The sequence below is a fragment of the Bacillus sp. WC2503 genome, assembly GCF_052682895.1.
Window position 1 is genome coordinate 3,605,242 of sequence record NZ_JBQYMD010000001.1, and the last position, 13,234, is coordinate 3,618,475.

The 13,234-nt window shown below is 36.8% G+C and carries 14 protein-coding genes and 1 other annotated feature; of the genes, 2 read left to right on the forward strand and 12 right to left on the reverse strand.

Features of this window, described 5'->3' with window-relative positions; genetic code table 11:
• Positions 1 to 47: 47 nt before the first annotated feature.
• A complete protein-coding gene (locus tag ACUN26_RS18505; RefSeq protein WP_000010978.1) occupies positions 48 to 263 on the forward strand; it encodes a YrzA family protein in 216 nt (71 codons plus the stop codon).
• Positions 264 to 297: 34 nt separating this feature from the next.
• On the opposite strand, the gene ACUN26_RS18510 is transcribed toward ACUN26_RS18505, so the two are convergent.
• The 12 genes from ACUN26_RS18510 to alaS all read right to left on the reverse strand — a co-directional run bounded on the left by ACUN26_RS18510 (position 298) and on the right by alaS (position 12,381).
• On the reverse strand, positions 298 to 948 hold the full coding sequence (locus ACUN26_RS18510; protein WP_000897105.1) for a YrrS family protein: 651 nt from the start codon (positions 946 to 948) through the stop codon (positions 298 to 300).
• A 116-nt stretch (positions 949 to 1,064) separates the two neighbouring features.
• Positions 1,065 to 2,819, reverse strand: a complete 1,755-nt coding sequence (locus ACUN26_RS18515) for a peptidoglycan D,D-transpeptidase FtsI family protein (protein WP_000702462.1) — start codon at positions 2,817 to 2,819, stop codon at positions 1,065 to 1,067.
• A gap of 91 nt (positions 2,820 to 2,910) precedes the next feature.
• On the reverse strand, positions 2,911 to 3,387 hold the full coding sequence (gene greA, locus ACUN26_RS18520; RefSeq protein ID WP_000102593.1) for a transcription elongation factor GreA: 477 nt from the start codon (positions 3,385 to 3,387) through the stop codon (positions 2,911 to 2,913).
• A 274-nt stretch (positions 3,388 to 3,661) separates the two neighbouring features.
• Complete coding sequence (udk, locus tag ACUN26_RS18525; protein WP_000537080.1) at positions 3,662 to 4,300, reverse strand: uridine kinase; 639 nt, start codon at positions 4,298 to 4,300, stop codon at positions 3,662 to 3,664.
• A 17-nt stretch (positions 4,301 to 4,317) separates the two neighbouring features.
• On the reverse strand, positions 4,318 to 5,598 hold the full coding sequence (locus tag ACUN26_RS18530) for a peptidase U32 family protein (RefSeq protein ID WP_000217963.1): 1,281 nt from the start codon (positions 5,596 to 5,598) through the stop codon (positions 4,318 to 4,320).
• An 18-nt stretch (positions 5,599 to 5,616) separates the two neighbouring features.
• Positions 5,617 to 6,546: a peptidase U32 family protein gene (locus tag ACUN26_RS18535; RefSeq protein WP_000742797.1), complete on the reverse strand. Its 930-nt coding sequence runs from the start codon at positions 6,544 to 6,546 to the stop codon at positions 5,617 to 5,619.
• A gap of 7 nt (positions 6,547 to 6,553) precedes the next feature.
• On the reverse strand, positions 6,554 to 7,195 hold the full coding sequence (locus tag ACUN26_RS18540; protein ID WP_000389100.1) for an O-methyltransferase: 642 nt from the start codon (positions 7,193 to 7,195) through the stop codon (positions 6,554 to 6,556).
• 203 nt (positions 7,196 to 7,398) lie between these two features.
• The gene (mltG, locus tag ACUN26_RS18545; protein WP_000572128.1) at positions 7,399 to 8,469 is read right to left on the reverse strand and encodes an endolytic transglycosylase MltG; all 1,071 of its coding nucleotides are present in this window, start codon (positions 8,467 to 8,469) and stop codon (positions 7,399 to 7,401) included.
• 218 nt (positions 8,470 to 8,687) lie between these two features.
• Complete coding sequence (locus ACUN26_RS18550) at positions 8,688 to 8,966, reverse strand: DUF1292 domain-containing protein (RefSeq protein ID WP_000392249.1); 279 nt, start codon at positions 8,964 to 8,966, stop codon at positions 8,688 to 8,690.
• Positions 8,967 to 8,978: 12 nt separating this feature from the next.
• The gene (gene ruvX / locus ACUN26_RS18555; protein ID WP_001221202.1) at positions 8,979 to 9,392 is read right to left on the reverse strand and encodes a Holliday junction resolvase RuvX; all 414 of its coding nucleotides are present in this window, start codon (positions 9,390 to 9,392) and stop codon (positions 8,979 to 8,981) included.
• Positions 9,393 to 9,395: 3 nt separating this feature from the next.
• A complete protein-coding gene (locus tag ACUN26_RS18560; protein WP_000348591.1) occupies positions 9,396 to 9,662 on the reverse strand; it encodes an IreB family regulatory phosphoprotein in 267 nt (88 codons plus the stop codon).
• Positions 9,663 to 9,738: 76 nt separating this feature from the next.
• Entirely contained in the window at positions 9,739 to 12,381 is a 2,643-nt protein-coding gene (gene alaS, locus ACUN26_RS18565; protein ID WP_000811807.1) for an alanine--tRNA ligase, read from the reverse strand.
• 40 nt (positions 12,382 to 12,421) lie between these two features.
• Positions 12,422 to 12,640 (reverse strand) — a binding site (T-box leader).
• A 237-nt stretch (positions 12,641 to 12,877) separates the two neighbouring features.
• Here alaS and ACUN26_RS18570 point away from each other — a divergent pair.
• Positions 12,878 to 13,222 (forward strand): PH domain-containing protein, encoded by a 345-nt coding sequence (locus tag ACUN26_RS18570; RefSeq protein WP_000209540.1) that lies wholly within the window; start codon positions 12,878 to 12,880, stop codon positions 13,220 to 13,222.
• The last annotated feature ends 12 nt before the right edge of the window (positions 13,223 to 13,234 follow it).

Sequence of the window (13,234 nt, forward strand, 5' to 3'; positions counted from 1 at the left end):
TTTCTTTGTTACACTGTAGTTGATTACATAGGAGAGGGGGCATCTTCATGTCATTTACCTTTGAAATGTTAGAAGATAAAATAGAATTTTTTGAAGCGGGAGACTTAGCTTCCTTAGAAAGAAAAATTAGTGAACAAATTGATAATAATAAAGCACTTATGCTTGAAGTTCATCACATCTCGCATCAAATGGTTATGGATCCCGAAAGCAAAAGACCGTATTACAGCGCGGTTGTTCATTTTAAATTAAAGAAATTATGCTAACTAAAAAAGAGAAGCTCCTAGGAGCTTCTCTTTTTTAGTTTAGAGTTTGAACAAGCACTGGTTTCCAGCCCTCATTTTCTACCCAATCAATATTTACATAATATTTTTTACCTGATTGCTTATCTTGTACGTTGCCGTAAGCTTTATTCTTACCGTTATTTCCGATTCTATGAATAACTAATTGCTCTACCGGAACGTCGATTGCAGCGGAAATCGCTTGATTCATCTCATTCCAATCTGCTGTACCTTTGTTAAACGTCATCGCAGGTGTTGCACCTTGCTCTGTACCTACTGGCTTCCAAGAAGGTTTCGTATAAGCATCTGTTGCCTTTGGCTGTGTTTTTTCAGCTGCCACTTTCTCATTAGCTTTCGCTTCTTCTTCAGCTTTTTGCTTTTCTTCTTCAGCCTTTTGCTTCTCTTCTTCTTCCTTCTTCTTAGCCTCTGCCTTCTCTTGTTCGTCCTTCTTCGTCTCTTCTTTACCTTTAGCTTTCTCAGCTTTATTTTCTTTTGTTGTTTGCTGAGCTACCTTTTTATCATTAGAAGACGCTTGCTCTTTTGTGTCAGGAACGAACAATTGATATGCTACAATAGCTACTGCCACTAATACAATAGCGATTGCAATATTTAAAACACCGTTTTGACGACGTTTTTGTTGTTTCTGTTGGAATCTAGATCCTCCTGCCATTCTTCAAACCTCCATGCAGTTTTTCATACTTGCTATTGTAACATTAAATCTAGAAAGGTTGAACATTTACAATAATATTTTCATGAAATGAAAACATTTCACTATGAATTGCAAGATTACTTTTCATTCTCTAATCGATGGATTTCTTCTACGATATCTTTGAAAATGGATGTGACTTTATTTACACTGCTGTCCGTTTCTATATCAACGACAACTAAAGCATATCTTGGATTTTCATATGGAAAATAACCTGCAAACCAGCGATTGACCTTCATCCCTTTTCCTGTTTGTGCTGTCCCAGATTTTCCAGCGACACTTAGTGGCAACGACCTGAATGCTGCTCCTGTTCCTTTCTCTGTTGTTACAACGCCTCTTAATAACTCTTGTAATGTTTTTACTGTTTCATAAGAAAGCTGTTTTCCATTTAATTTATGGTTTTCAAATGTAAAAAAGTCACTTCCATTTTTATACACTATTTTTTTAACAGCTTTCACTTCCATTTTTTCTCCATTCCTAGCAATCGTCGCCATCATATTAGCGATTGCTAGAGGTGATATACGTACATCTTTCTGTCCAATTGCTGTTTGCGCTACCGCTTTTTTACTAGTCTTATTTTCCTCACTCCCCCAGATAATAGCACTCTTCTCCTCTGGCATTTGCTCGAAACGCGATGTATGAAATACCGAACCGTTCCAACCAACCTTTCCAACTGCTCCTAAAGCCGCTACGTACGTTTCTAACACCATCTTATCCTTTTGTATTAGCTCGTTACCTAACTGTGAGAATGCCCTGTTACAGCTTCTAGCAAAGCTCCCTTTAAAACTAAGTGTTCCCATCAAAACTTGTGGGTCGTTTTCACCATATAAATCTTTATTACAATTAAATGTGCGATTCAATACATTTATATTTTGATCAATCGCTGCCGTTGCAACTACTGTTTTAAAAACAGAACCAGGAAAATGCGGTGTTAACATTTGATTTTCAAGTGTAGCTTTATATAATCTTTCGTTTTTAACCTGTAAAGATGGTTTGCTAACCATCGCTAGTATTTCATTTGTTTTTACATCAAGTAATACTAATCCCCCCTTCTTTATTTCACTTTTTTCAATTGTCTCTTCAGCTTTTTGCTGCAACTCTTTATGTAAAGTAGTTTGAATTGTAACTGGATAAAATGGATTTCCTGGCGAAGTGTATTTCGCCTGTTTTCCAAAAATCGGTTCTCCTTGCCGGTCCACTTGATACAATACTTTTGCCTCTCCATCAGTTAATAAAAATTCATCAAAAGATTGCTGTAATCCAGAAATACCAATTGGCGTTTGTTTTGAAATTTTTTCTACTTCTCCATATCGCTTTTGGAATTCTCGTTCATTCTCCCCCACTTCACCCACTAAATGATTTGTCCCTCCAGTTTGTTTTAATCGAACTTCAGCCGCTACAATGCCCAATACATTTAATTGATTAATCTTCTCCATCTGCTCTCGTACTAAAGGAAATGGCTCATTTCCTCTTTGGAGTATAAATGCATTTTTTTTATCTTTCATTTGTATTTTGATCTCTTGTCTCGACACACCAATGATATGCGCAATTTTCTTTAACATGTCATTTTTTATTTGTAAAAAAGGAAAAATAATTAAAACTGGGTATTTCTCTTCACCAATTTCTTTATCATTCCGATCTGTAAAATGTCCTCTTCCATTATCTACTGTAAGTGATTGTGTTCGTTGCGTAACGCTTCTTTCGATTAAATTAATATTTCGATCAGTAAAAGATTCAGTATCTATAATCTGTATTTGGAGTAAACGACAAAGTAATAAAAACATCACACATATAAAACAAATTAAAACAACTGTAATTCTCCGTCTTATTTTCATAAAAAAACACCTCGTCTATTATAGTTTGGACGAGGTGTTTAACCTTTTATACAAATAAAAAAACCACTCGTTTTTACACGAGTGATTTTTATTATTTAACAGAGATAATCTCTACTTGCATTTCTCCGCCTGGTGTTTGAATTGCTACCTTCTCACCAATTTGCTTACCTAATAAGCTCTTTGCGATTGGAGAATCGTTAGAAATTCTTCCTTCGAATGGGTCAGCTTCCGCGCTACCTACGATTGTGTAAGCTTCTTCATCTCCATTTGGTAATTCTTTAAATGTTACTGTTTTACCTAATGTAACGACAGTAGATTCTTCGCCATTATCTTCGATGATAACTGCGTTACGAATCATGTTTTCTAATTGTGTAATACGTCCTTCTACGAACGCTTGCTCATCTTTCGCTGCATCGTACTCAGAGTTCTCAGAAAGATCGCCGAAGCTACGCGCGATTTTAATACGCTCTACTACTTCTTTACGTCTTACTGTTTTTAATTGCTCAACTTCGTTCTCTAATTTTTGCTTACCCTCTTGCGTCATAGGGTATGTTTTTTCTGTTGACATATTTTCCACTCCTTTTATATACCAATCCCCTGAAAAAAGAGGAGTTCCATATGAAAACTCCTCCGCTTCCATTGTTAGCGGAGGTTTCTAGTACCCTTGCACTAGCGGAGTTGTCACATACAACCCCGTATTTCCAATTCTTCTTTTAAAGAAGATATGTATGGAAAGTTGATATAAATATGCCCTCACCTATATATAGATGAGGTTGCATGCTTCATTGTATTCGATAGGAAGGGAAAAAATCCCTTCCTATCGTATATCTTTTACTATGCTATTACAAATTTACTTTTTGTTCAAGAATTGTTGCAATTTTTGTCACCATAATATCAATTGCAACATGGTTTTGTCCACCTTCAGGGATAATAATATCCGCAAATTTCTTAGAAGGCTCAATAAATTGATTGTGCATTGGACGCACAACAGTTACGTATTGATCAATAACTGAATCCATCGTACGACCGCGCTCTTTAATATCACGCTGCATGCGGCGCAGGATACGAAGATCTGCATCTGTATCAACGAATAACTTAATGTCCATCAACTCACAAAGACGTGGGTCTTCTAAAATAAGAATTCCTTCTAAAATGATTACATCTTTCGGCTCAACTGGAATAATTTCTTCTGAACGCGTATGCAATGTATAGTCATATACAGGCTTATCAATTTGCTCATATGCAAGCAACTGCTGCAAATGTTCAATTAACAGATCATTATCAAACGCAAGCGGATGATCATAATTTGTTTTTAAACGCTCTTCCATCGGTAAATGGCTTTGATCTTTGTAATAATAATCTTGCTCCAAGATTAAAATGGAATGACCTTTAAAATGGTCAAAAATCGCTTTCGTTACACTTGTTTTTCCTGATCCTGAACCACCAGCGATTCCAATTACAACAGGCTTATTCGTCCCCATTCGACTACCACTCTTTCTTATTGAAGTATGTTTTTGCGCATCATATTATTCACATACACTGGTTGATCCACTTTGAATTTTACGATTTGCAACGGATGTCTCGCTGCATCTAATTCGTTTCCATCCTCATCCCAAATTTTCTCCACCGTCTGCGTAAAGTTTTCTATTTCTGGTCCAAAGAACTCCACTTCATGTCCTGGTTTGAAGTGATTACGTTGCTCAAGCGTTACGATGCCCGTTTCTTCATTATAATCTAACACTAAACCAGCAAAATCATACGTTGTTTTCTTACTATGATTTCCAAACATTTGCTCTTGATGTCCTGGAACCCCTTCAAAGAATGCAGGAGCTGTATCACGATTTGCACATTTATCAAGCTCATCTAACCATTGTTGTTTAAACTCAAAGTTATCCGGATCCGCACAATACGCATCAATTACTTTGCGATATACAGTTGCTACAGTCGCTACGTAATGGATAGATTTCATACGTCCTTCAACTTTTAAGCTATCAATTCCAATTTCAATCATTTTCGGAATTGACAAGATTAAATTTAAATCTTTTGGACTCATCGCAAAGTGAGCATCTTCTTTTTGGAATAAAGGAAGCTCTTTTGCATCTTTATGTTGTGATACCGTTTGAACTAAGTCATAGTCCCAGCGACAAGATTGACAACAACCACCACGGTTAGAGTCACGCGCTGTCATATGGTTACTTAATGTACATCTTCCTGAATATGCGATACACATTGCACCATGGACGAATGCTTCAATTTCAATGTCCACTTTGTCTTTAATTTCTTTCATTTCTTCATAGCTTGCTTCACGAGCTAATACAAGACGATGTAAACCTTCTTCTTTCCAATACTGTGCTGCTTTCCAGTTGGATAGCGATTGTTGTGTACTTAAATGCACCTCAACAGAAGGCGCTACACGTTTACACGTCTCAATAATAAGCGGATCTGCAACGATAATTCCCGTTACACCAGCCTTTTCAATCCCTTTTAAATATTCCTCTAGCCCGTCCATATTTTCATTATGTGCGAAAATATTTGTTGTTACGTATATTTTCGCTCCATATTTCTTTGCAAATTCAACGCCTTCTGCCATATCTTCTAGCGTAAAGTTACCTGCATTAGAACGAAGACCAAATTCTTGTCCACCTAAATATACAGCATCTGCCCCATAATGGATAGCTACTTTTAATTTTTCTAAGTTACCCGCAGGGATTAACAGTTCAGGTTTCTTCACAATAACGCGCTTGCCATCGATCACTCGTGAAATTTCTTGTACAGTCATTTCCTACACCCTCCTCGTTTAGTAAACCGTTTCTTTAAAGAAGAATCCTGTATCTAATGGACGATTTACTGGTTGCATTTCTTCTATTTCTTTATATAGATCATCTTTCACGTCATAATACGCATCACGATCTTCCACACACAAATCAATCGCTTGACGATATTTCTTCGTTACTTCAATAATGTATTCAGAGCTTTTTAGTACACCATCGATTTTTAAGCTATCAACTTCAGCCTCAATTAGTTCCTCTAATTCATCGATGAAACAAATATCATTCGGACTCATAATGTGAGTACCATTTTCATCTTCATAAATTGGATATTTATTGTTACGCTCTGGGTCATACAAGAACATATTCTCTTCATATTTTTTCTTTTCAATGTCAAGATTACGTCCTTGATACTCAAAGTAGTTTCCTACTAACGAACGCTTCGATTGGAACATACAAGTCATACCGTGAATTTGCACTTCAAGTTCCACTTCAGCATTTTCTTTTAAATCAACAATTTCATCTAAGCTAAGCTCACGAGCTAATACAGCACGCTTCGCTCCTCTTTGACCCCAGTAGTTACAAGTGAACCAATTTGTTGCTGTCGTTTCTGTATTCCAGTGCAGTTGCATATTTGGTGCTACTTCACGAACAGCCATTAATACCGCTGGATCTCCGAAGACAATTGCATCTACATGTACTTCGTTTAAAAATGCAACGTAATCTGTTAATTCTTCTACTTTATCATTATGGAACATAGCATTCATTGCTACGTATACTTTCACACCATTTTCATGTGCAATTTTAACAGATTTTTTTACATCTTCACGTGAAAATTCCCCTGCTAAACGTAAACCAAACTTTTGTTCACCGATCATTACTGCATCTGCTCCTGCTTTCGCAAGAGGTTCGATATCCGCCACCGCTCTTGGCGTTACTAACAATTCAGGTTTCTTCATACCTTGGTCATCCTCTCTTTTTACTAACAGCTACTCCATCTCCAATTGGGAAAATCGTTGTATCATATCCTTCATGGTTCATAAGCCATTCATTGTACGTCTTAATACGACGGATTAAACCACGTGTACGTCTATTTTCAATTTTCTCTTTTGTCGTTACAAGACCATGGTACATAACATTATCTGAAATAATTACGCCACCAGGGTTTAATAACGGTTCATATAAGTCAAAAAAGCGACGATATTGTCCTTTTGCTGCATCAATAAAAATAACGTCAAATGTTCCGTGTTCTTTTACTTGTTCACCCGTCTCTAACGCATCACCGTATATAACTGAAATACGTTCTTTTACTGGGGAACGTTCTATATATTCAAGTGCTTTTTCATATCGTTCACGATTGCGCTCAACTGTCACAATGCGTGAATTTGGAATAGCTTGCATCATACGAATACTAGAATAGCCAATTGCTGTACCAAGCTCTAAAATGCTTTTCGGTCCAATTAAACGTAAAAATTGCAGCATAAATTCCATTCCAAGTCGATCCATAATCGGCACATGATTTTCTGTTGCATATTCTTCCATTTCAAGAATTAATTTATCTTTTGGATCAATAAATGATAATAGGTACTCGTTAACTGCATCCTCCATAAATGGTCCTCCTTATTTACATGGAGAAGTGCCTCTATGACGTCTTTTCACACATAGAATGCAATAAAAATACAAGCCAGCTTTACCCTTAGCTTGTACGTCCCGTTTTGATATTAAAAACGATTCTTCTGCCAGTTTTTAACCCGATATATTTTACCACAAAAAAGAGGGATGTGCGACCTTTTTCGCTATCCCTCCCCATTTCACTGTTTTTTCGTAATATATTTTTGCTTTAATGCATTATGCTCTTCTAATGTTTTCGCATAGTACACTTCACCACTTGGTGCAGCTAAGAAATAATAATAATCTGTTTGCGCAGGTTCTAACGCAGCTTCCACTGAATGTTTACCAGAGTTCGCAATCGGTCCAACTGGTAATCCTTTTACAACATACGTATTATACGGTGAATTCACCTTTAAATCCTCGTATAATACACGTTGCTTATGCTTTCCAAGCGCGTATAATACCGTTGGATCTGTTTGAAGGGGCATACCTTTTGCTAAGCGATTATAAAAAACACTAGAAATCTTTTGGCGATCTGTAAAACCAGTCGCCTCTTCTTCAATCAGTGAAGACAATGTTAAAAGCTGATGAACATCCCAGTTCTTCGCTTTCATTTTCGCCTCGTTTTGAACAATGATTGCATTTGTTTTCTCAAGCATTGGAATTACGATTTCTTCTAACGTTGTATCTTTCTTATAGAACGAATACGTCGCAGGATATAAATACCCTTCTAATGGATATTTAATATTACTATCAAAGATTTTATCCGTTAATAACTTTGGATACTTTTGCTGCATTTTTTGAATAAATGCTTTATCGTTCAATTGACGCGTAACATCATCTTTATTCCACTTTAATTCACTCGCAACCGTTTCTGCAATTTCAGTTACTTGCGCTCCTTCTTTTATCGTCACTTTATACAGAGCTGGACGATGTACATTACCAGATGACATTTGTTCAATGACATCTGAGGCACTCATTGAAGGATTTAATAAATATGTACCAGCTTGTAAGTTTTTTGATTTAGCCTTTGTATAAAAGCTAAAAACTGTACCGTTTTTCACAGCACCCTTTTCTTCTAAAATTTCACCAATTTTACTAGTAGATGATCCTTTCGGAATTTCTACTTCAATCTCTTTTTTATTCCCGCTATCAACTGGTCCTAATGCCGATGAAATATACGCATAGACTGAACCACAAACTAAAAGCAGTGCAATAATCGAAAATAAAAAAATGCGTCTACGCTTCTTTTTCACTTGATTCTCTATCAAAACTCTTCCTCCTTATTCAATTGTAGGCCATATGTACGTCTTTCTATACAACACGATGAAAAATCACAATAAACTTACCTATCATTTTTTGACAGATATTTTATTTTTCTACAATCCGTCTCATTATACTACAAAGGATTACACAGTTTCGACAAAAAATCTTTCATTTTACATATAAAAAAAGATGGACTATATATCGTCCATCTTCTCAGTACTTATTATTCAGCTTCTTGCTCATCAGCTAGAGTGTTGAACATTTCTTGTACCATTTCCCACTCTTCTTCAGATTCGATTGGAAGTAAAGTTCCGCCCTCTTCTTCATTTTGCTCATAAGCCATTGCATCATAAATTTGGTCTCCATCTTCGTCTACTTCACCGATTGGAGAGAAGACTACATATGATTTTTTGCCAAATTTTTCAGCATCAAAAGTGAAAACAATCTCACATAAATGTTCGTTACCTTTTTCGTCTACAATTGTAATTTGATTTTCTTCCATTTTGGTCACCTCTTATTTACTATCTAAAAATCCTTGTAAGATTACGACTGCAGCCATCTTATCGATTACTTGCTTTCGCTTCTTACGACTTACATCAGCTGAAATGAGTAGACGCTCCGCCGCCATCGTCGACAAACGCTCGTCCCACATTACAACGTCTAATTGTAACAGCTCTCGTAGGTTTTCTGCAAATTGCTGGCACGCTTCACCACGTGGGCCAATTGTACCATTCATATTTTTAGGTAAACCTACTACTATTTTGTCCACATTGTACTGCTTTACTAACTCAGAAATACGGTCAAAACCAAAGTGACCTCGTTCTTCGTTAATCTTGATTGTTTCCAATCCTTGTGCTGTCCAGCCCATTTCGTCGCTCATTGCAACTCCGACTGTTTTTGTACCCACATCTAAACCTAATATCCGCATAAACTACTCCTCACGATGATGTTTCAAGTAAGACTTCACAAGCTCTTCAATTATCTCATCACGTTCAAGTTTGCGAACGATGCTTCGTGCATCTTTATGGCGAGGTATGTATGCTGGATCTCCACTTAATAAATAACCGACGATTTGGTTAATCGGATTATAGCCTTTTTCTTGAAGTGCATCATACACAGTTAAAAGTACATCATTTACATGGACACTCTGTTTTTCATCTTGAATGCTAAACTTCATTGTTTTATCAAAACCGTCCATTTCAAGCACCTCACTTATATAGTAAGTATAGGGAGAAGAACTTCTCCTCTCCCTACCATTGTACACTACTATCTCTTTATTTTGAAACAGATTTAACGTACTCTTGTACAAATGCTAAAGCTTCTTCAACTTGTGCTGGGTTTTTACCGCCCGCTTGAGCCATATCAGGACGGCCACCACCGCCACCGCCACAACGAGAAGCTACTTCTTTCACAAGTTTACCAGCATGGTAACCTTGGCTAATTAAATCTTTCGTTACGCCAGCTAAAATGTTTACTTTATCGTCATTTACAGACACTAATACAACAACTGCAGACTCTAATTTATTTTTAAGGTCATCCATCATCGTACGTAAGTTGTTCATATCTGCAACATTTACTTTCGCTGCTAATACGTTTACGCCATCAACTGTCATTACTGAATCAGTTAAGTTTCCAGCTTCGATATTGCTTAATTTTGCAGCAAGAGATTCATTTTCTTTTTGAAGTTGTTTCACTTCAGCAAATAAGCCATCAACTCTCGTTAAAATATCTTTCGGATTTGTTTTCATTTTTCCTGCTGCTTCTTTTAATAAACCTACTTGATCGTTCATTAATTCGTATGCAGACTTACCAGTTACCGCCTCAATACGACGAGTTCCTGCACCGATACCAGACTCAGCAACGATTTTGAAAATACCGATAGAAGCTGTGTTATCAACGTGACAACCACCGCAAAGCTCTAAGCTGTAATCGCCTACTTGTACAACGCGTACAACATCACCGTATTTTTCACCGAATAATGCCATTGCACCCATTTCTTTCGCTTCTTCGATTGATTTTTGAGAAATCTCAACGTTAATACTTTCCCAAATTTTCTCGTTTACGATACGCTCAATTTTTTCTAATTCGTCAGCTTGTACTTGACCGAAGTGAGAGAAGTCAAAGCGTAAACGTTCAGAAGTTACAAGAGAACCTGCTTGGTTAACATGCGTTCCAAGTACATCTTTTAACGCTTGGTGTAGTAAGTGAGTTGCTGTATGGTTTTTCACAACGCTACTACGGTTTTTCGTATCGATAACAGCTTTTACAGCCGCACCTTTCGTTAATGTACCTTCTTCCACAACTACTTTGTGTAAGTTTTGACCATTTGGTGCTTTTTGTACATCTTTTACAACAACTTTCACGCCATCAGCAAGAAGGTAACCACGGTCTGCAATTTGTCCGCCGCTCTCAGCATAGAATGGTGTTACATCAAGCATTAACTGTCCTTCTTCACCTGCTTGTAAGCTATCTGTATACTCACCGTTTTTCACAAGTGCAACAATGTTACTTTCTGTTGCAACTGTACCGTAACCAACGAATTCGCTCGCTACTTTAACTTCACCAAGTACACCGCCTTGAACTTGCATAGAATCAACGTCTTGACGAGCAGCACGTGCACGCTCACGTTGTTTTTCCATTTCAGCTTCAAAACCTTTATGGTCAACTGTCATACCAGCTTCTTCTGCATATTCTTCTGTTAATTCAATTGGGAAACCGTACGTGTCGTATAAACGGAACGCATCTACGCCAGAAATAACAGTTGTTTTTTCTTCTTTCGCTTTTGCAATAACTTCAGCTAAAATTGCTTCACCATCATGAAGTGTTTCGTGGAAGCGTTCTTCTTCATTTTTCACAACTTTTGCGATGAAATCTTTCTTTTCCAGTACTTCTGGATAGAAGTCTTTCATTACTTCTCCAACAACCGGTACTAATTCAAACATGAATGGACGGTTGATGTTTAATTTCTTAGAATAACGAACAGCACGGCGTAATAAACGACGTAATACATAACCACGGCCTTCGTTAGATGGAAGAGCACCATCACCAACAGCGAATGTTACTGTACGAATATGGTCAGCAATGACTTTAAACGCCATATCTTTTTCTAAGTCTCCATTACGATACTTCTCACCAGAAATTGATTCTGTTGCACCAATCATTGGCATGAATAGATCCGTATCAAAGTTCGTAGGTACATCTTGAACGATAGATGTCATACGCTCTAGACCCATCCCTGTATCAATGTTCTTCTTAGGAAGTGGTGTATATGAACCGTCTGGATTATGGTTAAATTGAGAGAATACAAGGTTCCATACTTCTAAGTAACGCTCGTTTTCTCCGCCCGGATATAATTCTGGGTCACTAAAGTCATTACCGTAAGCTTCCCCGCGATCATAGAAAATCTCTGTATTCGGTCCACTTGGTCCTTCACCGATATCCCAGAAGTTTTCTTCTAAGCGGATGATGCGCTCTTTTGGAACACCCATTTTCTCATTCCAAATTGTAAATGCTTCTTCATCTTCCGGATGGATTGTAACTGATAGTAATTCTTTATCGAATCCAATCCACTTGTCGCTCGTTAAAAATTCCCAAGCCCAAGTAATTGCTTCTTCTTTGAAGTAATCACCGATCGAGAAGTTCCCTAACATTTCAAAGAATGTATGGTGACGAGCTGTTTTCCCTACGTTTTCAATATCGTTTGTACGAATTGATTTTTGAGCATTTGTAATACGTGGATTTTGCGGGATTACGCGTCCATCAAAATATTTTTTTAATGTTGCTACACCACTGTTAATCCATAGAAGAGATGGATCTTCATGTGGGACTAGTGATGCACTAGGTTCTACTGCATGTCCTTTTTCTTGGAAAAAGTCTAAAAACATTTGACGAATTTGTGCGCCTGTTAGTTGTTTCATTGTATTTTCCTCCTTAAATATAAAAAACTCCCGCCCCTATAAAAGGGACGAGAGTTAACTCGCGATACCACCCTAATTATGAATTGATTATTATAACAATCAATTCATCACCTCATGGTGCCGTAACGTGGCAAGACGGCAGTGATTAGCTGCTCTCAGGATTAGCTTTCTGTTACCCTTCATTTAAAGCTCCTTTCAGCCAGTGGAAGCTTCTCTCTACAAATGGACTGTAACGTACTTGTTCCGTCATTGATTTAATGTATTATATGACTAAATATAATAGAATTCTCTTAAGTTTGTCAATGTAGATAATCATTTATATTGTATCAATTGTTTATTACTCATAGTTATTCTACTATTCATTCTTAACAGCCTTTCAATATATTATGCATTTATTACTAAATAGGAATCTCCTCACAAAAAATACTTTATGCAAATTTCTAAATATTACATTATTTGTTATAATTAAATTATTAACAATAAAGGAGCGATTACAATGACAACTTTATTGAATCAAGCTAGAGAAATGTTAACAACTGATGAAAAAATTCTTTTTTATGCAGCATGTTCATTAGACATATTTATTTATCGTTCCGTCGCAAGGCCAGGCCTATTGATTTTAACGGACAAAAGGCTATTCTTTTATGGACCAGATGTAAGTAAGAATCCAACATTTGAAGAGTACGCTTTCGCAAAAATTTCTAATCTAAAAGAACAAAAGCACCTTTTCAGCAATCAAATTGTATTTATGTATGATACGGAATGGAAAAGAATAAAACATATTCAAACAACTGATGTGAGCTCTTTTGTTCAAAAAATAAAAAATCAGCTCCCTAAATAATCATATGATTAG